Here is a 25,192-nt window from a genome sequence, read left to right on the forward strand (position 1 = left end):
TCGCGCTCAGGCGATGCCGAGAGCGGCGAAGCGCTCCTCGCCGCGGGCGGTGACCCGCAGTGCGCGGTCATCCCGGCGACGGGTGAGCCAGCCGCCGGCGAGCAGTGCCGAGAGCATCGCGGCGCCGAGCCGACCGGCGAGGTGCGCGCGGCGCGCCGTCCAGTCGGCGCAGCCGCGCACGAGCGGCCGGGGCGACTCGCGCACCTCGAGGCTCAGCCCGAGCCCCTCGGCGATGCGCTCGAGCGGAGCCGTGGCCGCGCCGACCTCCGGATCCAGCCAGCGCTGCGCGACGAGATGATCGGTGAGGGCGATGCCGAGATCGCCTGCGAGATGGTCGTAGCACGATCGCGCCCGGCGCATCGCGAGCCGGCGGTCGCTTCCCGACCAGGACGTCACGGTCGGCTCGCCGGTCATCCGCAGCAGCGCCTCCACCGCTTCTGCGACATTCGCATCGGCGATGCTCGCGAACCGGGCACGCCCGTGCTGTTCGACGCGCACCAGCCCTGCCTCCTGCAGGCGCGCAAGATGGCCGGTGACCGTCGACGGCGCCACCCCGATCCGCGCGGCGAGCGCGCCGGCGGGCAAGGGCACGCCGCCGAGCAGTTCTTGGAGCATCCGCAGGCGGCGCGGCTCGGCGAGGGCCTGCCCCAGCGCTTCGAGGGAGACCGGTTCGGTCATCGCAGTGCCTCCCGAGCGCGTTCGAGGTCGTCGACGACGATCACCTTGCGGTTGTCGTGATCACTGTACTGTGCGGTCACGACCAGGCCGGCGTCGGCCAGCGCGGTCATCATGCGCCCGAGCTCACCGGGGACGTCGGCGCGAAGCGGGACGACCAGCGCGGGCACGGCGACCGCCCCTCGCATTCCGGCGGCGTTCAGCGCCGCGACTGCCGTGTCGCCGTCCGCGACGAGGTAGTGGGCCTGGCCGCCCCAGACGCCGCCGCCCTCCAGGCCGACCCCGGCCGCTCCGAGCACCGCGCCGATGCGCGCGACGTCGGCGCCGACGTCGTTCACCGGAATCGTGAGGTCGTTCACGACAGCACCTCGACGACCGGCGTCACGACGACGTCCGCGGCCAGGGAGTTGGCGACGTAGCAGCCCTCGTGCGCCTCGTGCACGAGACGCGTCACCTGCTCGACGTCCGCGCCGCGAACCTCGATGCGCGGCGCGAGGTCGATGCGGGTGATGCGCATCGGCTGCACATCCGTCGGCATCGTGGCCGAGGCTTCGTCGCTGTACGACACGACGTCGACGCCAGCGAGAGCGGCAACCGCGAGGAACGACAGGAGCTGGCAGGAGCTCGCGGCAGCCAGCAGCAGCTGCTCGGGGTTCGGCAGCGAGGCGTCGCCGCGGAAGGCGGCATCCGCGCTGAGCGTGAGGATCTCGTCGGCGCACTGCACGTCGTGCGCGCGGTTGTAGGCAGCGTATCCGGGTGCGGTGGATCCGCTCCAGGCGAGGGTCGTCGTGTAGTGGTGATCGGTCATGCGGCCAGAGTAGGAGCGAGACGCTTCGGTGTGCGCCGAAGCGTTCGGCCGCCGAGGCCGCCGTCCGAATCTTATGAATACGGCCAGAGTCACAAAAAGATAACGTTCGGGGCTGGCGGCCGTTACCTTCCCGTTATAGAGTGATTCCTGCGGCGGTTGTTTTGCTGTGGCAGCCGCCGTCATGTGATTGCAGGACACTCTTGGTGCAAGGGAAAAGAGCCGGTCGGGAGCCTCTCCGACCGGCTCTTACTCTGTCCAGGCCGCGTTTCGACTCGCCTGCGGCTCGACCGGTGCGCGATCCACGAGCCTGCGTCACACGCCGCCGCCTCCCCCGCCTCCCCCGCCGCCGCCGGCCGACCCGCCGCCGCTCGAGCCGCCCGAGGTCGACGATGCCGAGGATGCAGCGGCCGACAGCGAACCGACGCCCGCCGAGAACGCGGCGGCGTTGAAGGCGGCCTGGCCCGCGTACCAGCTGGGCGACGAGCCCTCCGGGTACAGGGCCGCGAGCCGATCGGCCCACTGCCGCTCCTGACCGAACACGACGGCGTACGGCAGCAGCCGCTCGTAGATCTTGAGAATCTGGCGCGCGTCGTCCACATCGACCGGAACCCGCTCGGCGCCTGCCGGCGACTGCAGCATCCGGATCCGGTCCGCCTCGGCCCACTCGATGAACACCTGCAGGCCCTTGAGGTGATCCCTCACCTCCGCTCCGCGGGCCGTCAGGGGGCGGCGCACGGTGATGATCACGCAGACGACGAACGCGGCGATGCCGAGCATCATCAGCACGATCGGCAGGACCGGCTGCACGTACGCGGCGAGGGCCGCGATCCCGGCGACGACCGCCACCGCCGAGACGACCGCCGCGATGGCGATCGGCACCGCGCGATCGCGCCGGCGCACAGCCCGCCGCAGCCCGCGCCGCGTCAGGCTGCGGTCACCGAACTTCAGCATGCGGCGCGCCTGCGCGGCGAATCTCGTGTTGCTTCGACCGAATGTGAACAGCGCGCCGGCGGCGGCGTGTTCGCCGAACAGGCCACGCAGCAGCATCCGTCCGTCCTCATCGGCTCGGGAGGCGTCGACGAGCTCCGCCTGCAGCGTGTACCCGCCGAACATCCGCTTCCGGCCCTGCAGGATCCGGATGCTGCCGGCCAGCGCCTGCTCGAGCACCTCGGCCGGAATCGCCTTCGGCGTCTTGCCCAGCAGCACCGCTGCCTGCAGCGCATCCACGCCCTTCGGTGGCTCGTACTCGGCGACGATCGTCGGTCGTCCCGGTTCGTCCTTGAGCCGACGCATCCGGTTCACTATGGCGAAGATCACCGCGCCGATCGCCCCGAGCCCGGCGATCCCCTGCACCCAGTCCCACGGCGACGCGAGGTACGACGAGTCGAAGGGGACGAACGTCCCCTTCCGGAACCCGACGGCGATCGTCATCGTCTGCCGCGGCGCGAGGTCGGAGGCCCGTGCCGTCACGACGGCCGCCCCCGACGCATCCGTCGTGGCGCTGATCTCGCAGCGATCGGTCGCACCCTGCCCGCCCTGGTAGCACGCCTGCTCGCCGGTGAGCGCCCGCTCGAGCTCGCCCGGCACGTGCAGCGTCGCCGAGACGACGGCGAACGGCTGCGCCCAGTCGACGCCGTTGACGTCCCAGTAGAACTCGTCGGCATCGGTGTCGCCGAACGTCCACGTGACGTGCCGCAGCGTGTACGTGAAGACGTACGTCTGCCGCCCGTGCACGTAGCCGTCTGCCCGCGACGTCACGGTGAGACCGTCGTCGTCGGAGTCGGTCTCGAAGGGCCGAGGACGGCCCTGGCCGTCGGTCACCGAGAGCGCGGTCGGATCAAGCGGCTGTCCGTTGTACGAGTCGGGGATGACGCGCTTCATCCCCCGGTTCTGATCCGTCTCGGGGAACACGGCGACGAACGTCTCGACGACCTTCAGCGTGCTCGCCCCCTCGGCATCGCGGCCGATCGTGTAGTCGGCGTGCATGCTCCGGAAGGTGAAGTCGTCGACGTCGCCGGCCACCGGACCCACCGCTGCCGCGGGCGGTGCTGTCGTCGCGGCGACGGCGGGGAGGACGGGGACGGATGCCGCCACCACGGCGGCGAGCGCGATCAGCGCCCGGGTCAATGTGCGCATCCCTGTCAGCCTAGGGCTGACGCTACGCTGGTGCGATGACCGACCGCCGCCTCGCCGTGGCCGCCTGGGAGAGCCTGTTCCGCGCCCAGCACGAGATCTTCGCGCGCATCGCGGGAGACTTCGAGGGGTCGCCGCTCACGCAGGCGGAGTACGACGTGCTGCTGACGGTCACGCGCGCGCCGGAGATGACCGCACGGCTGCGCGACGTCACGGCGAACATGCTCATCAGCCAGCCGAGCGTCTCGCGGCTCGTCGATCGGATGGCGACGGCGGGCCTCATCGCCAAGTGCGCCGATCCGCAGGACGGCCGGGGCGCGCTGGTGCGCGCGACGCCGGAGGGCGCGGCACGCTTCCGCGCGATCGCGACCGCACACGCCCGGTCGATCGCGAGCCAGATGGAGCCGCTCGACGACGACGAGCTTGCGCGGCTGAAGGAGCTCACCGACAAGCTGCGCGGCTCGGTCGACTGAGCCGAATCACCAGCGGTTGTGGACGTCTTCGGCCCATCCCTCTATGCCGTCGAACGCGATCCGCTCCCCCGCCTCGGTCGTGAACGTGCCGGACCACGTGCCGAAGCACTGGTCGGTCCGCGACGACAGCACCCCGAGGTTCGTGGCGGACTTCTTGTCGTAGAACGGGGTGAAGGATGCATCGAGCCCGCCGCCGGTGATCGTCCACGGCGCGAGGAAGTCAGCGGTGTCGTAGCGCCAGTCGAGCTCTGCCTCGATCTTGTGCAGCACACCGTCGACGACGACGCCGTTCTCGGTCTGGCCAGTCCCGTCGGTCCACTTGGCGCCGACCTGCACGCCGATCGTGCGGCCGCCGGAGATTCCCGATCCGGCGCCCCAATTCCACCGGACGTCATAGGGCCAGCGGCCGCGCCCGTGGTCGAGCACCGCCCACGACGATCCCGCCGGAACGGGGTGGACGACGCCGTCCACGGTGACGCTCCCCTCCGCCGGCAGGGCGACATCCTTCACCGTGTACTGGAAGCGCCGCTCGCTCCACGGCACGACCACAGCGAGGCACTCGTGCCCGGCGGGCCGGGTGACGGTGACGTCGAACGACGCGTCGTCGATCCGCGCCTGCAGCCGCACCACGCGCGACGCGCCGTCCTGCAGGGCCCCGACCGGCTCGATGTCGATCTCGAGACCGTTCGCCCGCGCGCGGGCCGGTCCCGCATCGAGACGTTCCGGGAGGACGACGCCGCGAGGCGGGATCACCGTCGCATCGCGCGCCCACGAGCGCTGCATCGTCCGGTCGAAGATCCACAGCCCGTGCACGGCGGCGTAGTCGATCGACGACACCGTCAGCGACAGGATGTGCGTGGGCGTCATGACGCTCCAGTACTCCCACCGCTTGTTGCGGCCCCAGGTGCGGTGCGGACCGCGGCCGATGCCGGCGGTCTCGACGAGCGGATGCCGCGCCCAGCCGACGGCGGCAGCGTTGAGGCGCCCGTCGGGGCCGGTCAGCGAGACCGGTGCGGTCAGTTCAGTCATGCGTGTCCTCCCGGTCCTCGCCCGCCGCGGCGCGCAGACGGTCGTTCAGCGCGCGCATCGCCTCCTCGTCGACCTTGACGAAGCGGCGGTCGTACGTGACGAGGCCGTTCACCTCGTCTTCGACGTCTGCCAGCTGCGTGTAGACGAGCGCCGCCATCCCCTGCTCGATCGCACGCCGGATCTCGCCGTCGTGCAGGCGCTCGATGGCCGCCTGCAGCCGCATCCTGGAGCGGTACCGGCGATACCCGAACGTGCGCGGCCCCCACGTGTGGCCGGGTACCGCCAGGCTGTAGCCGCCGTACTCGGTGAGGGCGAGCACCCGCTCGTCCTGCCGACGCGGCGCGCGCACCGGGCGGAAGTACACGTGCAGGCTACGCAGGTCCCCGGCACCCTGGTCGTGCCATCCGCTGGCGTGGTCGACGGGCCGACCCGGGTCGAGCCGCTGTACGAGCGCCGCGATGCGTCGGGCGTCGAACTGACCCCATCCCTCGTTGAACGGCACCCACATCACGATGCTCGGCACGGATCGCAGGTGGTCGACCATCTCGACGAGCTCGGCCTCGAAGCGCTCGCGCCCCCGCGCCGACGACCGCCCGAACGCCGCGTAGCGTCGATCGCTGATCGATGGGGCGCCGAACGCCGGCAGCGTGATCACGCGAGGCTTGTACGCCTCGCCACCGTTGACGGCGTCCTGCCACACGAGCATCCCGAGCCGGTCGCAGTGGTGGTACCAGCGCATCGGCTCGACCTTGATGTGCTTGCGCAGCATCGTGTAGCCGAGGCGCTTCGCAAGCAGGATGTCCCACGCGAGCGCGTCGTCGCTCGGGGCGGTGTACCCGCCGTCGGGCCAGTACCCCTGATCGAGCAGGCCGACCGGCAGGTGCGGGCGCCCGTTCAGGAGCAGCCGTCGCACGCCGCGGGCATCCGTTCCGACACCGAGGGACCGCATCCCGATGTAGGAGCTCACGGTGTCGTCGCCGAGTGTGACGTCGACGTCGTAGAGGAAGGGGTCGTCGGGCGACCACGCCCGGATCGGCGTCGGCAGCGCGATCCGCGTCGAGGCCCCGATCAGGGCATCGGCGCTCGCGACGACGTCGTCGCCCGCACGCACGGTGACGGATGCCGCAGCTCCCGCCGCGGCGTTGTCACTGCGCACCTCCAGCTCGAGCTCGGCGCGCTCGAGGTGCGGTGTGAGGACGAGCGCGTCGACGGCCACGTGCGGCACCGTCTCGAGCCACACGGTCTGCCAGATGCCGGACTGGGGGGTGTACCAGATGCCGCCGCGGGTGCTCGATTGCTTTCCGCGCGCCAGCCACGACGCATCCGTCACGTCTCGCACGGCGACGACGATCTCGTGCGCCGGGCCGGCGCCGAGAGCGGCGGTGACATCGACGGTGAACGGGAGGTAGCCGCCGGTGTGCGCGGCGGCGCCTCCCGTGGAGCCGACCTCGACGCCGTCGACGGCGACACGGCACGACTGGTCCACGGCGCCGAAATGCAGCAGCACGCGCTCGCCGGCCGTCGGCGGATGCGCGAGGGCGATGCTGCGGCGGTACCAGAGGATGTCGTCGGCGTTCACCGTGCGCTCGACGCCCGAGAGCGGCGTCTCCGGCGAGAACGGCACGACGATCGGCCCGTCGAACGTTTCCGGCGTGCGGGTGGGATCGGCCACGGCGAGCGGATCGGCGTCGCGGAAGGGCCGGATCGCGTAGTCCCACTTCCCGTTGAGGTTCTGCCAGCGCACGCGCACCAGCTGCGGGCGCGGGTACTCCGGCAGCGGGGCCGCGGCATCCAGCGCCTCGCCCCAGGGGGTGAGCGCCGTCACGACGCCATGTCCGCGACATCCGGAGCCGGCGCCTTGCGCAGCAGCAGCACGGGGATGACGACGAACACCGCCACGGCCGCAGCTGCGAGGAAGATCCACGGGGTGGGCACCTGCTTGACGATGCCGAGATCGACATACGTCTCGTTCGCGCCGACGATCACCGACGCCCCGATGAACGGCCCGGCGACCATCGGGATCAGCACCATCGCGATCATCCGCAGCCCCTGCACCATGCCGACGCGATCGGCGGGCGTCACGTCGCGCACGCTCGCCGACAGCGCCGCCGTCGACAGCATGAAGCCGCCCATCATGATGGTGCCGGCGATGATCACCGGCACCATGTCGCGCACGACGAACATCCCGACGAGGCCGACGATCATGACGGCCGTCGCGGGGATGATCGCGCGCGTCTTGCCGACGCGGTCGATGACCCGGCCGCCGAGCACGCTGATGATCGCGGCGAGGATCAACGTGCTGCCCAGCACGATCGCGTACCCGTCGATGCGCAGATACCGCTGGATGTAGATGATGAGGTACGGGATGAAGACCTGGGTGCTCGTGCCCACGACGGCCCAGGCGGCGAGCAGGATGTACAGGCGCGGGTTCTCCCGCACCGTGCGCGGCTTCAGCCCGTTGATGACGGCGGCGAAGTAGCCGTCGGGCGGCGTGCGGGTCTCGGCCGGCTCGCGCACGAGGAACCACGCGATCACGCCGACCACCGCGGTGACTCCGCCGACGATGCCGAAGAAGAGCTTCCACTGTCCGTCGTGCGTGAGCCCGTCGAGCACGCCGAACACGATGAGCATCCCCATGAGCGGCATGATGGCGAGCACGCCGTCCACGCGTCCGCGGTTCGCGGGCACTGTGGATTCGGTGACCCACGCGTTGAACGCCGCGTCGTTCGCACCCGAGCCGAAGAATGACATGACGCAGTCGAGCACGACGATCGCGACGACGGCGAGGCCGACCGACTGCGCGGCGTCGACGCCCCCTGCCGGCTGCACGAAGCCGAACATCGCCGTCGTGACGCCCCAGAGCACGTAGCCGATGGCGATGAACGGCTTGCGGCGGCGCACGCGATCGGATGCGGCGCCGACGAGCATCGTCGCGAGGGTGGCGGCGATCGCCGAGAACGCGACGAGCAGGGCGATCACCGTCGGATCGGTGGAGATCGTGTCGTACACGAACACGTTCAGGTACATGTTCTCGACGGTCCAGGCGAGCTGGCCGACGAGCCCGAGCACGACGACCACGACCCAGGCGCGGGCCGGGAGCGGAGCGCTCGGGCGCGTGCGAAGTACGGACGGAGCGCGCGGGGGCGCGGCGGGTTCGGTGGGCATCGGCATCCTTGCTGAAACTGACCGCTGTTCGGGTTCTGAAATCCTAGCGGTTCAGCACTCGATGACGTTCACCGCGAGTCCGCCCTCGCTCGTCTCCTTGTACTTCGTGGACATGTCGATGCCGGTCTGCCGCATTGTCTCGACGACGGTGTCCAGCGGGACGTAGTGCGACCCGTCGCCGCGCAGGGCGAGCCGGGCTGCGGTGACGGCGGTGGAGGCGGCGATCGCGTTGCGCTCGATGCACGGGATCTGCACGAGGCCGGCGACCGGGTCGCACGTGAGGCCGAGGTGGTGCTCCATCGCGATCTCGGCCGCGTTCTCGATCTGCCGGTTGGTGCCGCCCATTACGGCGGTGAGGCCGCCGGCGGCCATCGCGCACGCCGAGCCGACCTCGGCCTGACATCCGCCCTCCGCACCCGAGATCGACGCGTTCGCCTTGAAGAGCGAGCCGAGGGCGGTCGCGGTCAGCAGGAACCGGCGGATGCCGCGGCGCCGGTTCGCCTCGGCCACGAGCGCGTCGTCGGCCTCGAGTCGCGCGCGGGCGGCGGCAGACGCATCCGTCTGGGTCTTCTCTCCGAAGCCGAGCAGCGCGCTGCCGACCAGCTCGCCGTGCGGGGTGACCGCGTTGCCGACGCCGAGGCCCGAATCGGCGAGGAACCGCCACCAGTACATCGCGACGGCGGGCAGGATGCCGGCGGCGCCGTTGGTGGGTGCCGTGACGACGCGGCCGCCGGCGGCGTTCTCCTCGTTGACGGCGAGTGCGAACGCGCCGAGCCATTCGCCGGGGATCTCACGGCCGTTGTCGGTCTCGGCCGCCTCGAGCTGTGCGCGGATCGCGCTCGCGCGGCGCTTGACCTTGAGGATCCCGGGGAGGATGCCGTCGGTGTCGAGCCCCGCCCGGACGCTCGAGGACATCGCGTCCCAGATCGCGTCGAGCCCGGCGGCGACCTCTTCCTCGCTGCGCAGCGCCTCCTCGTTGCGGCGAGCGGCCTCGGCGATCGTGAGGTGGTGCTCGTCGCAGAGGGCGAGCAGCTCGCCGGCGCTGTCGAACTGCAGCGGGAACGGATGCGTCGCCACCGCGGTCGGCTCGCCCTCGCGGCGGATGAACCCGCCGCCGACGGAGTAGTACGTCTCCTCGGCGACCGTCGCGCCGTCGGCGTCGAGCGCGGTGAGCGACATGGCGTTGGGGTGACCGGGGAGCCGCGTGCGGGCGGCGAAGGCGATGTCCTCCTTGCGGAAGGGGACGGGATGCGTGCCGTCGAGGGGCAGCTCCGCGCCGTCGGTCCAGTCGACCCAGGCCGCGCGCACCTCGGCGGGGTCGACGGTCTCGGGTTCCAGGCCGCGAAGACCCGCGACGACAGCGTCCGGCGTGCCGTGGCCGAGGCCCGTGGCGCCGAGGGAGCCGTAGAGGATGCCGCTGACCCGCGCCGTGCGGTCGAGGTCGCCGCTCGCGCGCAGGCGCGCGACGAAATCGCGGGCTGCGCGCATGGGTCCGACGGTGTGGGAGCTCGAGGGTCCTACTCCGATGGAGAACAGCTCGAACGCCGAGACGTATGCGCTCACCCCTCCAGGCTACGTCCTGCGCGACGGGGTTCGGTCGCGGGCGACTCTCAGGCGCGCTGGAAGGCGACGAGCCCCACGGTGTTCCCCTCGCTGTCGCGCACGAATGCCTGCCACTCCTCGTGGCCGGCGGGGCCGAGCAGATCGTCGTCGTGAGTGAAGATCAGCTGCGGCTGCGACACCACCTCGACACGGCCGTCGAGGCGCTCGAGCGTCGCATGCACGTTGTCGACCTTCAGATAGATCAGGGCGCTCGGCGCGCTGCGATCGAGCAGCAGTCGTACGTCGTCGAGGGCGAAGAAGAGCAGACCCGGTGGATCGAAAAGGGCGACCGGCTCCGTCTCGAGCAGGGACGAATAGAACTGTGCCGCACGCTCGAGATCATCCGCGTGCTGCGCGACCTGGACGAGTCTCATGCGACACAGGGTAGCCCCGCAGAAGCGTCCCGCACGGCGGGACGCTGATCACTACGACGACACAACGGCCCTCCTGCGACGGTCACTGCGCGGGATCCGACCCAAACTGGAGGATCATCCCCCGAAGCGTGTACCCGGCGACGAGCTGATCCCACCCCACCGCTGGCGGCGTGCGCATCGCGGGTCGCCGACGCAGCAGGTCGAGCAGGAACACGTCGGTCTCGGTGAGCGCGAGAGCGCGGCCCGGGCACCGATGCGCACCGTCGCTGAAGGTGAGGCCCGCCCGATCGACTCCCGCCGGGACGTCGCGGTCCGGACACAGCTGATGAGGCCGAGCGGGGAAGGTCTCCGCATCCGTGTTGGTACACCGCACCATCACGTCCACGAGGTCTCCCGCCGCCAGGGAGTGCGTTCGCCCGTCGTGCGTGATCTCGATCGGCTCCCGCACCCTGCGGTAGAGGTGCCCGACGACCGGCTCGAGGCGGATGATCTCCTCGAGGATCGCGAGACGCTCCGGCTGATCGGCCACCAGGTAGCGCTCGCGCAGCCGGTCGTCGTCCATCAGGTGCCAGCAGGCCATGACGATGAACTCGCGGGTGGTCACCATGCCCGCTGTGCCGTAGGTGACGCACTCGACCAGGATGTCGGCACTGGAGTAGCCCTCGGCGATCAGGTGGCTGACGACGTTCTCCCCAGGCTTGCGGCGCAGCGCCCGCACCGCGGGGCGCACATCGACGAGCCAGAACCGCAGCAGAGGCACCAGTCCGTTCCACGCCGCGCGCATCCACTGCCGGCGGGTGCGCCCGAGCCCGGGCCGGGTGAGGTCGAACGGAGGCTGGGTGAAGAACCGCTCCAGCCGCCGCGCCATCCCGCGCACCGACGAATGCTCGAGACCCACCGCCCGACGCGTGATCTCGACGGTGAACAGCAATGCGAGCTGGTCGAGGCGCGCGACTCCACGTCGTTGCGCATCGTCGAGCAGTGCTGTCGCACGGTCGTGCATGTGCTCCGTGTAGCGGCGGGCGACCACGGTGGGCGCGAAGAAGCGGCCGACCTTCTTGCGTTGTGCGTCGTGTTGCGGTCCGTCGGCGATCAGGATTGGCCGGTGCCGGAATCCTCGCTGAGGGATCGCCTCAGCGGTGAAGCCCGCTTGCGTGGTCTCCGTCCGCGCGCCGAGCACCTGCCGGGCCGCCGACAGCGAGCGGATGCGCCACATCCCGTCCTCGCGCGACACCCCCGGGTCGTCGCCCTCTTCCGCGCGGACGGCGCGTCGCGCGCCCGTGCCGTCGTGCATCGGCCACCTCTCGTCGGGCTCTAATCTAGGTGAGAACCGGAGCAGTCGGTGAGCAGGAGGCGACGATGGACCAGGCGCAGTACCTCCTCCTGATGGCGGGGTGCGTGGTGATCACCCTCCCGCTCGAGTTCCTGGTCGGCGTGCGCGTGTACCGCTCGCCACGTCGGCTGGTCGCGGCGCTGCTGCCGTCGTTCGTCCTGTTCGCGCTGTGGGATCTGTTCGGAATCCTGCGCGGGCATTGGAGCTACTCGCCGCGCTATGTCACCGGGATCCAGATCGGGCCGGTTCCGCTCGAGGAGTTCGTCTTCTTCATCGTCATCCCCGTCTGCGCACTGCTCACATACGAGGCGGTGGGCAAGATCCTGCGACTGCTGCACACCCCCGGCCGGCTGCGGGTGCGATGGCCCGACGGTCTCGTGCGCGAGAGCGCGGAGACGGCTCACGATGCCTGAGTACACGCTGCTGACCATCGTCGCGGTCGTGGCGATCGTCGCGCTCGAGGTGTTGTGGGCACGCACCGGCATCTTCCGCTCCCCGAGGTACTGGATCACGATGGCGATCGTGTTCGCCTTCCAGGTGCTCGTGGACGGGTGGCTGACCAAGCTCGACGCTCCCATCGTGATCTACCACCCGGGCCATTTCTCGGGCATCCGGTTCCCGTGGAACATTCCGATCGAAGATTTCGGCTTCGGGTTCGCGATGCTCGCCCTCACGATCATCTGCTGGATCCGGTTCGGACGACGAAAGGGCGCCGACGATGGCAGCGGGGGCTGAATCGCCGCACGCCGACGTGCACCGCCCGAACGCCGGAGTCCGCCTGAGCAGCTCCGACCGACCCGGCAGGGATCGCCGCGCCGTGCGGCACCGGGCACCCGGCGGTCTCGCCCGCATCGGCGCCGACCGTCGCGTGATCGTGGTCGGCGGCGGCATAGCCGGCCTCGCGGCGGCCGCTGCGCTGCGGGAGCGCGGCGTGGGCGTGACGCTGCTCGAGCAGACGCCACGGCTCGGCGGACGGGTCGCGGCATGGCCGGTCGAGGCCGACCGGACCATGAGCCGCGGGTTCCACGCGTTCTTCCGGCAGTACTACAACCTGCGGGGCCTGCTGCGCCGGGCCGACCCCGCCCTCGAGCGGCTGCGCCCGATCGGCGACTACCCGCTGCTGCGCGCGGACGGGATGCGCGACTCGTTCCGCCGGATCCCCCGCACGCCCCCGTGGAGCGTGCTGGAATTCGTGCGGCAGAGCCCCAGCTTCACGTTGCGTTCGCTCGCGCGGGTCGATGTGGCCGCGGCACTGGAGCTGGTGCGGGTGGCCTACCCCGGATCGTACGCACGGTACGACGGCGAGAGCGCGTCGGCGTTCCTCGATCGCTTGCAGTTCCCTGCCGCAGCGCGCGACCTCGCGCTCGAGGTGTTCGCGCGGTCGTTCTTCGCCGACCCGCGCCGGTTCGCCGCCGGGGAGCTCGTGGCGATGTTCCACACGTACTTCCTCGGCTCAGCCGAGGGTCTGCTGTTCGACGTGCCCGACGACGACTACGACACGGCGCTGTGGCGTCCCCTGGGGGCGCACCTCGCCGCGGAGGGCGTACAGGTGCGCACCGGCGTGCGCGTCGATGCTGTGCGCGTGGACGAGGACCGCGCCGAGGTCGACCTCGCCGGCGAGACGCTCACCGCCGACGCCGTCGTGGTCGCGGCCGATCCGCGCTCCGCCCGGGAGCTCATCGCGACCATGCGCCCCGCCGACGACGAGAGCTGGCATGTCGGCGTGGCCGCGACCGAGAACGCGCCGCCGTTCGCCGTGGTTCGCCTCTGGCTGGACGGCCTGGTCCGGGACGACCGGGCGGCGTTCCTCGGCATCAGCGGCTTCGGCCCGGTTGACAACGTGTCGGTGCTGGAGCGGTTCGAGGACGGAGCCGCGCGCTGGTCGCGGGACCACCGGGGCTCGGTCGTGGAGCTGCACGCGTACGCGTGCGACCCCGGGGTCGCGACGTCCGCCGCGGCCGCCGATGCGCTCGTTGACGAGATGGAGCGGCAGCTGCACCTCGTGTTCCCCGAGACGGCGAGGATGGCGGTGCGGCACCGCGAGGTGCTGATCGAGGACGACTGCACCCTGATCACGCCGGGCCCGTGGGAGGATCGCCCCGGTGTGGCGACGCCGTCGCCACGACTCGTGCTTGCCGGCGACTGGGTGCGCTGTGACTACCCGGTCGCCCTGATGGAGCGCGCCGCCACGACGGGGCTGCTCGCCGCGAACCGGCTGCTGGCGGACTGGGGGGTGGCGGGGCACGACGTGTGGTCGGTGCCGATGGCCGGTCTGCTGGCGCGCCGCAGGGGCGTGGCGCTCACGCCGACTGGCTGACCACCACGATCGCGTAGGCGGCGACGACGAGGCACACCATGACGGCAGCCGCGGCGAGCGGCACCCAGAACGCGATCATTCCGCGCCAGACGAGCGCGGCGCTCAGCACACCTCCGATCACCGCCACGACCCACACCCCGACAGCCCCCACCGCGGCAAGGGTGGTGACGAGCGCGCCACACCCCTCCGAGCAGGTTCCGGACGCTGCGGCAGCCACGGGCAGCTCCCTCCCGAACGAGCTCACCAGCATTCCGAAGAGAACCAGCGCGACGAGCAGCACGACCGTCACGACGATGTCGACGCGGTTCCGGGCGCGCACGGTCACAGCACCGGGTCGTCGCCGGTCGCGGCGAGGGCATTGAGGAACTGGGCGACGGTCTCGCGCTCGGTGGAGCTGAGAGCGGCCGCGACCTGGAACCGTCGCGCGTGCATGTGGCCGACCGTATCGCGGACCTGGCGGTGCGTGTCCTGAGTGATCGTGACCACGAGCGCCCGCCGGTCGTTGGGGTGCGGAGCGCGCTCGACGTGGCCCGCCGCCGCGAGCCGGTCGAGCAGTTTGGTGGTCGACGCTGACGAGATACGCAGATGCTCGGCGAGCAGACCGGGCGTCACGACGCGGCCGTCGTTCTTCGCGGCCACGAGGTAGCGCAGCGCCCTCATGTCGGTCTCGTTGAGCTTCATCTGGTTACGCGAACGCAGGCTCATCCGCTGTTCGGACTCTCGCCAGTTGCGGATAGCCTGGAGCACCTTCACTGTCTGACGGATGTCCTCGTCGGACATCCGGGCGTAGTCCACGACCTCACCCGCAGGGTCGAGAACCCGGGGGTCGAGCATCCGGTCGAGACGCTCGTCTTCTCCGGGGAGGAGGGGTTCCATAGAAGCGATCCTACGCCGTCGTCAAGAATCATGCTAGGCTAGTTATCTGCCGAGCTAGCAGAAGGGTCCACGGGATGAGCAACGATGCCGACCTGGCGACGGACACGCTGCCTCACCGCGCCGGCTTGAGCGATCGCCTGCATCGCGTCCTCGAGCGGGTGCGGGCCCGCTCCAAGCCGCACGCGAGAGCGTACGACCAGCTGTTGGACGAACTGGCCCGTGCCCTCGAGGGAGGCAAACGCATCCGACCGGACCTCGTCCTGCGCACGCACGACGAACTGGGTGGCCAACAGGACGAAGCGGCGCTGGACGTCGCAGCGGCGTTCGAGCTGCTGCATACAGCCTTCCTGCTGCACGACGATGTCATCGATCAGGACACGACCCGCCGTGGCGCGCCCAACGTCATCGGTGCGTTCGCGAAGGCCGGACGCAGCCGCGGCGGCGACGATGTCGCGTGGGGGCAGGCGGCCGGAATCCTCGGAGGAGACCTGCTGGTGCAGGCGGCCAACGGCGTGATGGCACGACTGGTCCTCGACCGGCCGCGTCACGATCGCCTCCTCGATCTGTTCGAGGAGACCGTGGCAGTCACCGTCGCCGGCGAGCTGCAGGACGTCGGCCTCACCGCCGGCGTGGTGGCGCCCGTGCTGCCGGACGTCCTGGCCATGACACACGGCAAGACCGCGCACTACAGCTTCCGCGCGCCGGTGCGAGCCGGCGCCATCCTCGCCGGGGCCGGAGAGGCCACGCTGGTCGCACTCGACGAGTACGGACGCAACGCCGGGATCGCCTTCCAGCTTCGCGACGACCTGCTCGGAGTCTTCGGCGACTCGGCGCAGACGGGCAAGAGCACGAGCACCGACCTGCGCCGGGCGACGATGACGCCCCTCGTCGCCTACGCGCTGCAGACCGACGTGCGGGACGAGCTGCGGGCGGCGCTCGGGATGGACGCCGCTGCCGCCGACCACGCCCGCGCCCGCGACCTCCTCGAACGGTGCGGGGCCCGCGACGCCGTGCACGCGCTGATCGCCGAGCACGTGGAGGCCGCTCGCATGGCGCTCGCCAGTCCCGATGTACCGCCCCGGCTGGGCGAGCACCTGATGGCTCTGGCGACCATCGCCGGGGAGCGCGCGCGATGAGCCGCCCCGAGGCCGCTGACGCGGGCGACCTGCAGCAGTACACGCGCGTGGCACAGGACGGAACGGCACGTGTGATCGGGCGCTACTCGACGTCGTTCGGAATGGCCACGAGGCTGTTCGACAGTGCGAGCCGCGCGCACATCCGGAACGTGTACGGGCTCGTGCGCATCGCCGACGAGATCGTCGACGGCGCGGCCGGCGCCGCCGGGCTCGACCTCGACGCGCAGCGCCGGATCCTCGACGAGCTGGAGACCGACACCGAGCGGGCAATCCGCGGCGGCTACAGCGCCAACCTCGTCGTCCACGCATTCGCCTGGACGGCGCGCACGACCGGGATCGACGCATCCCTGACCCGGCCATTCTTCGCATCGATGCGGCGGGACCTCGACGAGGCGCCGTTCACGGCGGACCAGGTCGGGACCTACATCTACGGCTCGGCGGAGGTGGTCGGCTTGATGTGCCTACGCGTGTTCCTGCACGGCGAGGACTGCACGGCCGCACGCCGGGCGCTTCTTGAGCGGGGAGCCCGGAGCCTGGGCGCCGCGTTCCAGAAGATCAACTTCCTGCGCGACTTCGGCGCCGACTGGCGAGGGCTGCACCGCAATTACTTCCCGCACGTGGACCCGGAGGCCTTCACCGACGCCGAGAAGGCGGCGATCCTGGACGACATCGACGACGATCTGCGACACGCCCGTCAGGCGATTCCGGATCTTCCCGACGGATGCCGCACGGCGGTGCTGGCGGCGCACGACCTGTTCTCCGCGCTCAGCGCCGCCGTTCGCGCCACGCCTGCCCGCGACATCCTCACCACCCGCATCAGCGTGCCCGCTGCGCGGAAAGCACAGATCCTGTTGCGCGCGCAGCTGTCCGGTGCGTTCAGGGGGCGGCGATGACGCGCGCAGTCGTGATCGGGGGCGGCATCGCGGGGCTCGCGACGGCGGCCCTGCTCGCGCGTGAGGGCGTGGCCGTCACTCTGGTCGAGGCCCGCGACGAGCTCGGCGGCCGCGCTGGTGTGTGGGAGAAGGACGGCTTCCGCTTCGACACGGGGCCGTCGTGGTACCTCATGCCCGAGGTGTTCGATCACTTCTTCCGTTTGATGGGCACGAGCGCCGCCGAGCAGTTCCCGCTCGAACGGCTGGATCCTGGGTATCGGGTGTTCTTCGAAGGGCACGAGGAGCCCGTCGACGTGCGCTCGGGGCGCGCCGACGCCGTCGCGCTGTTCGAGAGCCTGGAGCCGGGTGCCGGCGCCGACCTGGAGCGGTACCTCGACTCGGCGGAGGAGACCTACCGGATCGCGCTGCAGAGCTTCCTGTACACAACGTTCGCCGCCTACCGCCCCCTCATGACGCGCGCGGTGTTGCGCCGCGCCGGCCGGCTCGTACGCATGCTGCGCGAGCCGCTCGCCGACCACGCGGCACGCTCGTTCGCGGACGAGCGGCTGCGGCAGATCCTCAGCTATCCCGCCGTGTTCCTCGGCGCCGACCCGCGCACCACGCCGAGCATCTACCACCTGATGAGCCATCTCGACCTGGACGACGGCGTGTGGTACCCGCGGGGCGGGATCGCCACGGTCATCGCGAGCGTCGCTGCCCTCGCCCGGCAGGCGGGTGCCGCGGTCCACACGAATGCACGCGTCACGGCGATCGAGACTGTCCGCACGGGCAGACGCGGCCGGGTCCGTGGCGTGCGGATCGCGGGGGCGGACGGTGCAGAGACGATGATCCCGGCGGACATCGTGGTGTCGGCGGCCGACCTGCACCACACCGAGACGCAGCTGCTGCCGTCCGAGATGGCGACCTACCCTCCGCCGTGGTGGGAACGCCGCGACCCCGGACCAGGGGCGGTGCTGGTGTACCTGGGCGTCCGCGGCGGGCTCGACCGGCTCGCGCACCACAGCCTGTTCTTCACGGCCGACTGGGACGCCAACTTCTCCGCCATCTTCCGCGTCCCACCCCGTATCCCGGATCCCGCATCGGTGTACGTGTGCCGCCCGAGCGCCACCGACGATTCCGTCGCACCGACCGGGCATGAGAACCTGTTCCTGCTGGTGCCGGTACCCGCCGACCCTGCGACCGGCGCGGGCGGCGAGGGCGGGCGGGGCGACGCCGCCGTCGAGGCGGTCGCCGACGCCGCGATCGCGCAGGTCGCCGCCTGGGCGGGCATCCCCGATCTCGCCGAGCGCATCGTCGTGCGCCGCACCGTCGGACCGGCCGATTTCGCCGACGACCTCAACGCCTGGCGCGGCGGAGCGCTGGGTCCCGGCCACACGCTGCGGCAGAGTGCGTTCCTCCGGGCGGGAAATGCATCCCGGCGAGTCGATGGCCTGTTCTACGCGGGCGGCGGCACGATCCCTGGCATCGGGCTGCCGATGTGCCTGATCAGTGCCGAGCTCGTCGTGAAGCGTCTCCGCGGCGACGTCTCGACCACACCTCTGGAGGTCTGACTGTGAACGAGCCGGTACGCAGGGCGGACCGCGTCCGTCAGGTGGTCGTTGCCGTCCTCGCCGTGATCGGGATCGTCGGCGCCACGATCGCGGAGCCGCACTCGACCCCCGCGGCCATCGCGGCCCTGGCGGTGGGCGTTCGGCATCAACATCCCGCTGGTCGCGGCGAGGGCCGCGCCTACGGCTGGTGGCTCGGCGATGCGCATCACGCTCCGCGGATCGGCGGCTGGGAGTGGCCACTCACGGTCTCGCCTGTCCCATTCGCATTCGCGCTCGCAGTCATGGCCGGTGCCGCGTTCGTGCGGCGGGGCAGGCTCCGCGAGCGCGCTGGCCGGCCGTCTCTGCTGGCGTTCACCCTGTTCATCATCCCTTCCTTCGGCAGCGCGATCCCGGGGCTCGTCGCTCGGGACCGAGCGGTCGGCGACGCCGCCGGTGCGGCCTTCAGCGACGGCACGCGCGCCTCGGCGTTCCTGTCCGCCGGCGTGCTGGCGATCGGGCTCATGGCGACCTTCCGCCTCGCCTCTCCCGGCCGGCCGGCCGAGCAGGACGCGTCGCCGGTGCGCGTAGCAGCGGACACGCCATGACCGCGACGACTTCATCCATCCTGCGGAGCCGCAGCGATGTGTTGAGCCTGTTCCAGGCAGTCATGGCCCTGGCTGCGGTGGCGGCGTCGGTCTGGATCTGGGTTGCGGCGAGCGACGCGATCATCCACGGCCATCCGGCATACGGCGTGTGGCTGGCGCTCACCTTCGTCGGCGGCGCGGTCGCTGTCGTGCCGATGCTGCGCCGACGGGCCCGGCCGCGGCGGGTGCTGCGGATCATGATGCTTGCCCTCGGTCTGGGGTGGATCATCCTCACGGTGTGGCTGCGCCCCTATGGCGTGGGTCCCGCGGCGCTGGCGGCGATGTACTCGGACGGCGCGGTCACGGTCAGCGAGACCCCGACTCAGATCGAGCTCGCGCCACGAGGGCACGCCTCCTCCACGGCGGTGTTCTTCCAGCCGGGTGCCCTCGTCGACGCCCGTGCGTACGCTGCGGTGCTTCGTCCGCTCGCGGAGGACGGCTACCCGGTCGTGGTGGCCAAGCAGCCGTTCGGAATAGCGTTCCTCGCGCTGGGGGCATTCGACTCCGCCCGTCGAGCCATTCCAGCGGCAGCGGATTGGGTCGTCGGCGGCCACTCGCTGGGCGGCACTGTCGCCGCGATCCAGGCGGAGTCGGCGCAGAACGATGCACGTGGCGCGGCCCGAGGACTGCTGCTGTATGCGTCATATCCGGCGTCGAACATGAGCGAAAGTCTGCATATCCCGGTGATGTCGATCTCGGGTGGTCGCGACGGTCTCTCGACGCCCGAGAAGATCGCGGCGTCCCGGTCGACGCTCCCGACGGATACTGAGTTCGTCGTCATCGACGGGGCAGTGCACGCGCAGTTCGGCGACTACGGCGTACAGCCGGGGGACGGGAGTCCCACCATCACAGACGGCGACGCCCGCGATCAGGTCGACCAGGCAAGTCTGCGATTCCTGAAGCGGATCGACGACAGCGAGGAGCGCGAGCGATGACCAAGGCCCTCGTCACCGGGGCGACCGGATACGTGGGCGGGCGGCTCGTCCCCGAGCTGCTGGACGCCGGGATCGACGTCCGCGTCTTCGTCCGCAATCCGAATCGGCTGACGGATGTGCCCTGGCGCAACGAGGTCGAGGTGGCGCAGGGCGACCTGCTCCAGGCCGGTGCATGCATGCGGGCATGCGAAGACGTCGATGTCGTCTACTATCTGGTGCACTCCATGGCTGCCCGAGGCGACTTCGAGAAGACCGAGCTTCAGGCCGCCCACAACCTCGCCGATGCCGCCTCTGCCCACGGGGCACGCAGGATTGTCTACCTGTCCGGTCTGCACCCAGGCGACGGGAGGCTGTCGCGCCATCTGCACTCGCGTGTCGCCGTGGGCCGGGTGCTCCTCGATGGTCCTGTGCCGACGGTTGTGCTGCAGGCGGGCATCGTGATCGGGTCGGGCTCGGCGTCGTTCGAGATGATCCGCCACCTCACGGACGTGCTCCCTTACATGCCGGCGCCCCGCTGGGTGCGCAACCGGGTGCAGCCGATCGCGATCCGCGACGTCCTGCGCTACCTCGTGGCGTGGGCGGAGCTGCCCGGCGAGGTCAACCGCACGTTCGACGTCGGCGGACCGGACGTCCTGCGCTACGGCCAGATGATGAACGCCTACGCACTCGAGGCGGGACTGCCGCAGCGGCCCATCGCCTCACTGCCGGTGTTCACGCCCTGGCTTGCTTCTCACTGGGTGAACCTCGTCACCCCGATCCCACGTAACCTTGCCGTGCCGATCATCCAATCGCTGCAGCATGACTGCGTGATGCGCGAGCACGACATCGACGATCTGGTTCCCCCGCCCCCGGGAGGTCTCCTCGGGTACCGTGCGGCGGTACGGCTGGCACTGCGACGCGAGGCTGAGGGCACCGTGCGCACCAGCTGGCGCGATGCCTCGGTCCCGAGCGCCTCGAGCGACCCCATTCCCTCTGACCCTGAGTGGGCGGGCTACACCGTCTACGTGGACGAGCGCAACGTCGATTCCGCAGCCGATCCCGAACACGTCTGGAGCAGGATCGAAGCGATCGGCGGCGAAAACGGCTGGTACTCCTTCCCGTTGGCATGGGCCGCGCGCGGCTGGCTCGATCGGCTCTCGGGAGGGGTCGGTTTGCGTCGAGGACGACGCGACGCGAACCGGCTGCACACCGGAGACGCACTCGACTTCTGGCGAGTGGAGTCGATCGAGCGAGGGCGGCGCTTGCGGTTGCGAGCCGAGATGCGGCTCCCGGGCCGTGCATGGCTCGAACTGCAGGTGGAACCGGCGCCTCACGGGAGCCGCTACCGGCAGCGCGCGGTGTTCTTCCCGCGCGGACTCGCCGGACGACTGTACTGGTGGTCGCTCAAGCCCTTCCACGGCATCATCTTCGCCGGCATGGCCTCTCGCGTGGCCGCTCCCGTGGCCGGGAACGCGCAACGATAGCGCAAAGACCCCGGTCCGCCGGGACCGGGGTCTTCTACTGTCTCAACACAGTGCGCGCTCGAAGGGACTCGAACCCCCAACCTTCTGATCCGTAGTCAGATGCTCTATCCATTGAGCTACGAGCGCTCGTGCACGTTCCCGCGCACAGTCATCCATCCTAACCGACGAACGGCGCCACCGCGAATCGCGCCTACTCGAGCTCCGAGAGGTCGATGCCGGCGATCTTCTGCGGCTTGTCGGACGTCTGGGCGTCGTGCAGTTCGCCGGCCGCGCCCTGGGCGTTGCGCCGCCGATGCGCCGCGAGCCGCGGCAGATCGACGAGGCGCAGCGACTGCATGCGCGCCTCGCGCAGCTTCTCGTAGTCGGGCTCGAGGTCGGGCCGCGCGGCCTCGATGCGCAGAGTGCTGTCGATGTTGCGCTCGACATCCGACCACGCGGCTTCCCGCGCGCTCTCGACCAGCGTCCGCAGCTCCTCGGGATCGTCGGCACGCTCGCGCAACTCCTGCGCGACGCGCTCCGACTGGTGCTGGCGCTTCCGCAGGTTCCGCACATCGCGGCTGCGATAGTCGTGGGTTCCGAACGAATCGCTGTGCCGCCGGCTCGCCCTCTTGCGTGCGGCCTCGACGCGCCGCGCATCCTGCTCCGCCTCGTTCGCGAGGCTCAGCAGGGTGTCGCGCGCCTCGGGGATGAAGCGCTCGACATCGAAGTCCTCCCCACTGCCGAGCGTGTCGACGAGGATGCGGTTCTTCAGCGCCAATCGGGTCGCGGCCGATGCGACGTAGACTCCCTCGGCCACCATGTCGGCGACCCGGACGCCTTTCGTCCGCCGCCAGAACGGCACGTCGGGCGCCGCGTCGTCACGCTTCGTCTTCGCCACTCGTGCTCCTCGCGGCCGGGTCCTCTCCCCCAAAGATAACGGGATGCCGCGGCCGACTCGACATCATCCCGTCCGGGTGAGCGGACCCGGCTTGCGTCGACGAACCGGTCGAGAGGACCCGGATGCGCCGCCGTCAGCCGATCGCGGCGATGCGCCACTGTGCCGTGGCCGGGACGCCGGGCTCCAGCACGATCAGGCCGGTGTCATACGCGTACTTCCCGGCGTTGAAGGCATCGGGCGCGCACGTCATGGGCTCGAGGGCGAGACCGGCACGGTTCGCCGGGTCGGCCGCTCCCTGTGGCTGGTCGGACGTGAACACCTGGACCCAGGGGCACGACGCTTCCCACACCATCTCCACGCCGGTGCCGTCGGCCGCCGTGACCCGTGCCGTCGTGGTGCCGTCGGCATCAGCTGTCAGCCCGGTGAAGGCGTGATCGAGCTGCACGGCACCGATCGGGCGCGCGACGCGGAAGTCGAAGCGCGCGGCGTCGACGTCGACGGGATCGAGACCGTCGGGGATGAGTCGGTCGGGGGTCGCCTGCAGCACCTGCGACGCCGGGAGCTCGAGCGTCCAATCGTCGACCGTGCCGGCTCCGGCCACGAGGTACGGGTGCGCCGAGGTGCCCCACGGCGCCGGCTCGCTCGACTCGTTGACCGCCGTCACCGACTGGGTGAGACCGTCCGCGTCGAGTGTGAACGAGGTGCGGACGACGACCCGCCACGGGTACCCCTTCTGCGCCTCGATCACGGCCTCGAGCGTGACGTGGCTCGAGTCCTTGTCGACCGGGTGGAACTCGATCCACGAGCCCAGCCCGTGCAGCGCGTGGCCGCGAGCAGGCTCCGTGAGCGCGAGCTGGTAGTCCGCGCCGTCGAACGTGTAGCGGCCGTCGACGACGCGGTTCGGCCACGGCACGAGGGTCGCACCGCGGTGGCCCGGACGCACTTCGTCGGCGTCGAACCCGAGCGTCAGGTGACGCCCGCGGTAGGTGAGGCAGCGCAGCGAGGCGCCGACGCCCGCGATCACCGCTTCGTAGTCGCCCGCCCGGAGGGCGTGCTGAGTGCCGGACAGAGGAGTGCGTGCCATGTCGGAGCCTTCTGCGCCACCGGGGGGCCCGCGCCGCGGCGGGCGCAGCGCCGGGGCGGTTCGCGCCGCCCGGGAACGTGCGGCACAAACCGCGATTCTACTCGGATCGACCGCTCCAGCCGAAGGCCCCCCGGCACGAGGCCCGCCGCCGGGACCGCGGCGTTACGCTCGAAGGGACGGGAGGTCGACATGCCCGACGATCCACGTGAGGCCGCTGCACGGTACCGGCTCGAGAAGGAGCTGCGCGAGCATCCCGAGCAGGCGGAGGCCACCGCACCGCCGTCGACGCCGCGGCCGATGACCGAGACCGAGCGCTGGGCATATGTCGAGACAGCGATCCAGCAGGCGGCACGCCGCGGCGAGTTCGACGATCTGCCGGGAGCCGGCAAGCCCCTCGAGGGTCTCGGCGACCACCACGACCCGGACTGGTGGATCCGCCGCAAGATCCAGACGGAGCAGCTGAGCGGGCTCGGCCCACCGGCGCTCATGCTGCGGGTCGAGCACGAGCGCATGGAGGCGACGCTCGACGCGCTGCAGCGAGAGGACGACGTGCGCGAGGTGCTCGAGGACTTCAACCGGCGGGTCCGTGAGGCCCGACGCCAGCTCCTCGGCGGTCCGCCCGTCGTCACGCCGTTGCGCGACGTCGACGAGGAGGTCGCCGCGTGGCGTGCGCGGGCGCGGGCACGAGCGGATGCCGCTGCCGCCGCCCGCACTCAGGCCGACGCATCCGCGCCCCGGCGCCGCGGGTGGCTGGGCCGCAGACGCGCGTGAACGAGCCTGCGGCTCAGGCCGGGATGCCCGCGCGCAGCTCCTCGAACACCGCCGCCGCGTCGTCGCGGACCGCGAGCCCGGCCGCCTGTCCGGCCCACAGCGACTGGTAGTCGCCGAGCCCGCGACGCCCCGCCTCGGCGCGGAATTGCCCGGTCAGCCAGTTCTGTGCCGGGAAGGGCGCGATCGCACCGCCGGCCTCGAGCTGCCGCATCGCATGGTTCGGGATGCCCCGGGCAAGGCGCCCGCTCATCGCACGCGTGAGCACCGTGGTGGTGTCGGATGCCCCCGCGATGGCCGCGCGATGGGCGTCCGAAGCGGCGGACTGGGTCGTTCGAAGGAAGGCCGTGCCCACCTGCACTCCCGAAGCGCCGAGGGCGAACGCCGCGGCGACGCCGCGCCGGTCGGCGATCCCGCCCGCGGCGATCACGGGCACCGACACGGCGTCGACGACCTGCGGCACCAGCGCGAACGTGCCGACGAGGGACTGGTCGGCCGCGGCCAGGAACGACACGCGATGGCCGGCGGCCTCCGCGCCCGTCGCGACGACCGCGTCGACGCCGGCCGCTTCCACCGCCACCGCCTCGGCGACGGTCGTGGCAGTGCCGACCACTCGGATCCCTCGACCGTGGAGGGTGGCGACGAGCTCTCGGGACGGAGCGCCGTAGACGAGGCTGAGCGCCGCCGGCGACGCATCCAGCACCGCCTCCAGCTGCTCCTCGACCGGCGGAAGGAAGCGGGCGGGAGGATCGGGCACCGGTACGCCGAGCTCCTCGAACAGCGGCGCGGCGGCCGCGGCGGCGGCGGTCAGGTCGGCCTCGCTCGGCGTGACCTCCTCGCCGGTCGGCAGCCAGAGGTTGACGGCGAACGGGCGGGCGGTGGCGGCGCGCAGCTCCTCGATCGTCTGTGTGATGCGCTCGGACGCGTAGCCGTACAACCCATACGAACCGAGGCCGCCGGCATCGCTCACCGCCGCCGTGAGCTCGACCGAGGAGAGCCCGCCGAACGGGCCGAGGACGATCGGATGCTCGATGCCGAGCACCTCGCGCAGCGTGTCGCTCATGCGTTTCTCCTATGT

General features: G+C 71.1%; 26 protein-coding genes and 1 tRNA gene. 11 read left to right on the forward strand and 16 right to left on the reverse strand.

Translation table 11 applies throughout. The features are described 5' to 3' along the window. Window positions 1-6 precede the first annotated feature (6 nt). From AC3RX1_RS12925 to AC3RX1_RS12940, 4 genes are all read right to left on the reverse strand, one after another. On the reverse strand, window positions 7-678 hold the full coding sequence (locus AC3RX1_RS12925; RefSeq protein WP_491501648.1) for an ArsR/SmtB family transcription factor: 672 nt from the start codon (window positions 676-678) through the stop codon (window positions 7-9). After that, window positions 675-1,034, reverse strand: a complete 360-nt coding sequence (locus AC3RX1_RS12930) for a hypothetical protein (protein ID WP_491501649.1) — start codon at window positions 1,032-1,034, stop codon at window positions 675-677. The genes AC3RX1_RS12925 and AC3RX1_RS12930 overlap by 4 nt, the downstream gene beginning before the upstream one ends. Beyond that, window positions 1,031-1,483 (reverse strand): OsmC family protein, encoded by a 453-nt coding sequence (locus AC3RX1_RS12935; RefSeq protein ID WP_491501650.1) that lies wholly within the window; start codon window positions 1,481-1,483, stop codon window positions 1,031-1,033. Before AC3RX1_RS12935 ends, AC3RX1_RS12930 begins: the two co-directional genes overlap by 4 nt. A 312-nt stretch (window positions 1,484-1,795) precedes the next feature. Further along, the gene (locus AC3RX1_RS12940) at window positions 1,796-3,619 is read right to left on the reverse strand and encodes a DUF2207 family protein (protein ID WP_491501651.1); all 1,824 of its coding nucleotides are present in this window, start codon (window positions 3,617-3,619) and stop codon (window positions 1,796-1,798) included. A 35-nt stretch (window positions 3,620-3,654) separates the two neighbouring features. Between AC3RX1_RS12940 and AC3RX1_RS12945 the strand changes: the two genes are divergently transcribed. Further along, the gene (locus AC3RX1_RS12945; RefSeq protein ID WP_491501652.1) at window positions 3,655-4,089 is read left to right on the forward strand and encodes a MarR family winged helix-turn-helix transcriptional regulator; all 435 of its coding nucleotides are present in this window, start codon (window positions 3,655-3,657) and stop codon (window positions 4,087-4,089) included. A 6-nt stretch (window positions 4,090-4,095) separates the two neighbouring features. On the opposite strand, the gene AC3RX1_RS12950 is transcribed toward AC3RX1_RS12945, so the two are convergent. From AC3RX1_RS12950 to AC3RX1_RS12975, 6 genes are all read right to left on the reverse strand, one after another. Beyond that, window positions 4,096-5,118 (reverse strand): DUF2804 domain-containing protein, encoded by a 1,023-nt coding sequence (locus tag AC3RX1_RS12950; RefSeq protein WP_491501653.1) that lies wholly within the window; start codon window positions 5,116-5,118, stop codon window positions 4,096-4,098. Then, window positions 5,111-6,943, reverse strand: a complete 1,833-nt coding sequence (locus tag AC3RX1_RS12955; RefSeq protein ID WP_491501654.1) for a glycoside hydrolase family 2 protein — start codon at window positions 6,941-6,943, stop codon at window positions 5,111-5,113. The genes AC3RX1_RS12950 and AC3RX1_RS12955 overlap by 8 nt, the downstream gene beginning before the upstream one ends. Continuing rightward, entirely contained in the window at window positions 6,940-8,283 is a 1,344-nt protein-coding gene (locus AC3RX1_RS12960; protein WP_491501655.1) for an MFS transporter, read from the reverse strand. Before AC3RX1_RS12960 ends, AC3RX1_RS12955 begins: the two co-directional genes overlap by 4 nt. Before the next feature lie 51 nt (window positions 8,284-8,334). Beyond that, window positions 8,335-9,846, reverse strand: coding sequence for an L-serine ammonia-lyase, iron-sulfur-dependent, subunit alpha (locus AC3RX1_RS12965; RefSeq protein ID WP_491501656.1), 1,512 nt, complete (start codon window positions 9,844-9,846; stop codon window positions 8,335-8,337). Window positions 9,847-9,893: 47 nt separating this feature from the next. Then, the gene (locus AC3RX1_RS12970; protein ID WP_491501657.1) at window positions 9,894-10,259 is read right to left on the reverse strand and encodes a VOC family protein; all 366 of its coding nucleotides are present in this window, start codon (window positions 10,257-10,259) and stop codon (window positions 9,894-9,896) included. An 82-nt stretch (window positions 10,260-10,341) separates the two neighbouring features. Then, window positions 10,342-11,553 carry a cytochrome P450 gene (locus tag AC3RX1_RS12975; RefSeq protein ID WP_491501658.1) on the reverse strand — a complete coding sequence of 404 codons (1,212 nt, stop codon included), beginning with the start codon at window positions 11,551-11,553 and terminating at the stop codon, window positions 10,342-10,344. A 65-nt stretch (window positions 11,554-11,618) separates the two neighbouring features. Between AC3RX1_RS12975 and AC3RX1_RS12980 the strand changes: the two genes are divergently transcribed. From AC3RX1_RS12980 to AC3RX1_RS12990, 3 genes are read left to right on the forward strand one after another with little or no spacing between them, the layout of a single operon-like run. Next, window positions 11,619-12,005 (forward strand): lycopene cyclase domain-containing protein, encoded by a 387-nt coding sequence (locus AC3RX1_RS12980; RefSeq protein ID WP_498239453.1) that lies wholly within the window; start codon window positions 11,619-11,621, stop codon window positions 12,003-12,005. Beyond that, the gene (locus tag AC3RX1_RS12985; protein WP_491501660.1) at window positions 11,998-12,327 is read left to right on the forward strand and encodes a lycopene cyclase domain-containing protein; all 330 of its coding nucleotides are present in this window, start codon (window positions 11,998-12,000) and stop codon (window positions 12,325-12,327) included. The genes AC3RX1_RS12980 and AC3RX1_RS12985 overlap by 8 nt, the downstream gene beginning before the upstream one ends. Further along, window positions 12,311-13,909 carry an FAD-dependent oxidoreductase gene (locus AC3RX1_RS12990; protein WP_491501661.1) on the forward strand — a complete coding sequence of 533 codons (1,599 nt, stop codon included), beginning with the start codon at window positions 12,311-12,313 and terminating at the stop codon, window positions 13,907-13,909. Before AC3RX1_RS12985 ends, AC3RX1_RS12990 begins: the two co-directional genes overlap by 17 nt. On the opposite strand, the gene AC3RX1_RS12995 is transcribed toward AC3RX1_RS12990, so the two are convergent. Together AC3RX1_RS12995 and AC3RX1_RS13000 are read right to left on the reverse strand one after the other, a co-directional pair. Next, a complete protein-coding gene (locus AC3RX1_RS12995; protein WP_491501662.1) occupies window positions 13,893-14,234 on the reverse strand; it encodes a hypothetical protein in 342 nt (113 codons plus the stop codon). The genes AC3RX1_RS12990 and AC3RX1_RS12995 overlap by 17 nt on opposite strands. After that, window positions 14,231-14,785: a MarR family winged helix-turn-helix transcriptional regulator gene (locus AC3RX1_RS13000; protein WP_491501663.1), complete on the reverse strand. Its 555-nt coding sequence runs from the start codon at window positions 14,783-14,785 to the stop codon at window positions 14,231-14,233. Before AC3RX1_RS13000 ends, AC3RX1_RS12995 begins: the two co-directional genes overlap by 4 nt. Window positions 14,786-14,859: 74 nt before the next feature. On the opposite strand from AC3RX1_RS13000, the gene AC3RX1_RS13005 reads away from it, so the two are divergent. The 6 genes from AC3RX1_RS13005 to AC3RX1_RS13030 are packed head-to-tail and all read left to right on the forward strand — an operon-like array spanning window position 14,860 to window position 21,385. After that, window positions 14,860-15,921, forward strand: a complete 1,062-nt coding sequence (locus AC3RX1_RS13005) for a polyprenyl synthetase family protein (protein WP_491501664.1) — start codon at window positions 14,860-14,862, stop codon at window positions 15,919-15,921. Further along, a complete protein-coding gene (locus tag AC3RX1_RS13010; RefSeq protein ID WP_491501665.1) occupies window positions 15,918-16,814 on the forward strand; it encodes a phytoene/squalene synthase family protein in 897 nt (298 codons plus the stop codon). The genes AC3RX1_RS13005 and AC3RX1_RS13010 overlap by 4 nt, the downstream gene beginning before the upstream one ends. Beyond that, a complete protein-coding gene (gene crtI / locus AC3RX1_RS13015) occupies window positions 16,811-18,364 on the forward strand; it encodes a phytoene desaturase family protein (RefSeq protein WP_491501666.1) in 1,554 nt (517 codons plus the stop codon). Before AC3RX1_RS13010 ends, crtI begins: the two co-directional genes overlap by 4 nt. A 41-nt stretch (window positions 18,365-18,405) precedes the next feature. Next, entirely contained in the window at window positions 18,406-18,948 is a 543-nt protein-coding gene (locus AC3RX1_RS13020) for a hypothetical protein (protein ID WP_491501667.1), read from the forward strand. Then, on the forward strand, window positions 18,945-19,922 hold the full coding sequence (locus tag AC3RX1_RS13025; RefSeq protein ID WP_491501668.1) for an alpha/beta hydrolase: 978 nt from the start codon (window positions 18,945-18,947) through the stop codon (window positions 19,920-19,922). Before AC3RX1_RS13020 ends, AC3RX1_RS13025 begins: the two co-directional genes overlap by 4 nt. Beyond that, a complete protein-coding gene (locus tag AC3RX1_RS13030) occupies window positions 19,919-21,385 on the forward strand; it encodes an SDR family oxidoreductase (RefSeq protein ID WP_491501669.1) in 1,467 nt (488 codons plus the stop codon). The genes AC3RX1_RS13025 and AC3RX1_RS13030 overlap by 4 nt, the downstream gene beginning before the upstream one ends. Before the next feature lie 53 nt (window positions 21,386-21,438). Here the strand turns inward: AC3RX1_RS13030 and AC3RX1_RS13035 are convergent. The 3 genes from AC3RX1_RS13035 to AC3RX1_RS13045 form a co-directional block, all read right to left on the reverse strand. Continuing rightward, window positions 21,439-21,511, reverse strand: a tRNA-Arg gene (locus tag AC3RX1_RS13035). A gap of 64 nt (window positions 21,512-21,575) precedes the next feature. Further along, a complete protein-coding gene (locus AC3RX1_RS13040; protein ID WP_491501670.1) occupies window positions 21,576-22,262 on the reverse strand; it encodes an asparagine synthase in 687 nt (228 codons plus the stop codon). Between the two features lie 133 nt (window positions 22,263-22,395). Next, window positions 22,396-23,346, reverse strand: coding sequence for an aldose 1-epimerase family protein (locus AC3RX1_RS13045; RefSeq protein WP_491501671.1), 951 nt, complete (start codon window positions 23,344-23,346; stop codon window positions 22,396-22,398). A 189-nt stretch (window positions 23,347-23,535) separates the two neighbouring features. Between AC3RX1_RS13045 and AC3RX1_RS13050 the strand changes: the two genes are divergently transcribed. After that, on the forward strand, window positions 23,536-24,117 hold the full coding sequence (locus tag AC3RX1_RS13050) for a DnaJ family domain-containing protein (protein ID WP_491501672.1): 582 nt from the start codon (window positions 23,536-23,538) through the stop codon (window positions 24,115-24,117). Window positions 24,118-24,130: 13 nt separating this feature from the next. Here AC3RX1_RS13050 and AC3RX1_RS13055 read toward each other — a convergent pair whose 3' ends face one another. Continuing rightward, window positions 24,131-25,177 (reverse strand): NAD(P)H-dependent flavin oxidoreductase, encoded by a 1,047-nt coding sequence (locus AC3RX1_RS13055; protein WP_491501673.1) that lies wholly within the window; start codon window positions 25,175-25,177, stop codon window positions 24,131-24,133. Between the last annotated feature and the right edge of the window lie 15 nt (window positions 25,178-25,192).

Source organism: Microbacterium altimontanum (assembly GCF_058349865.2).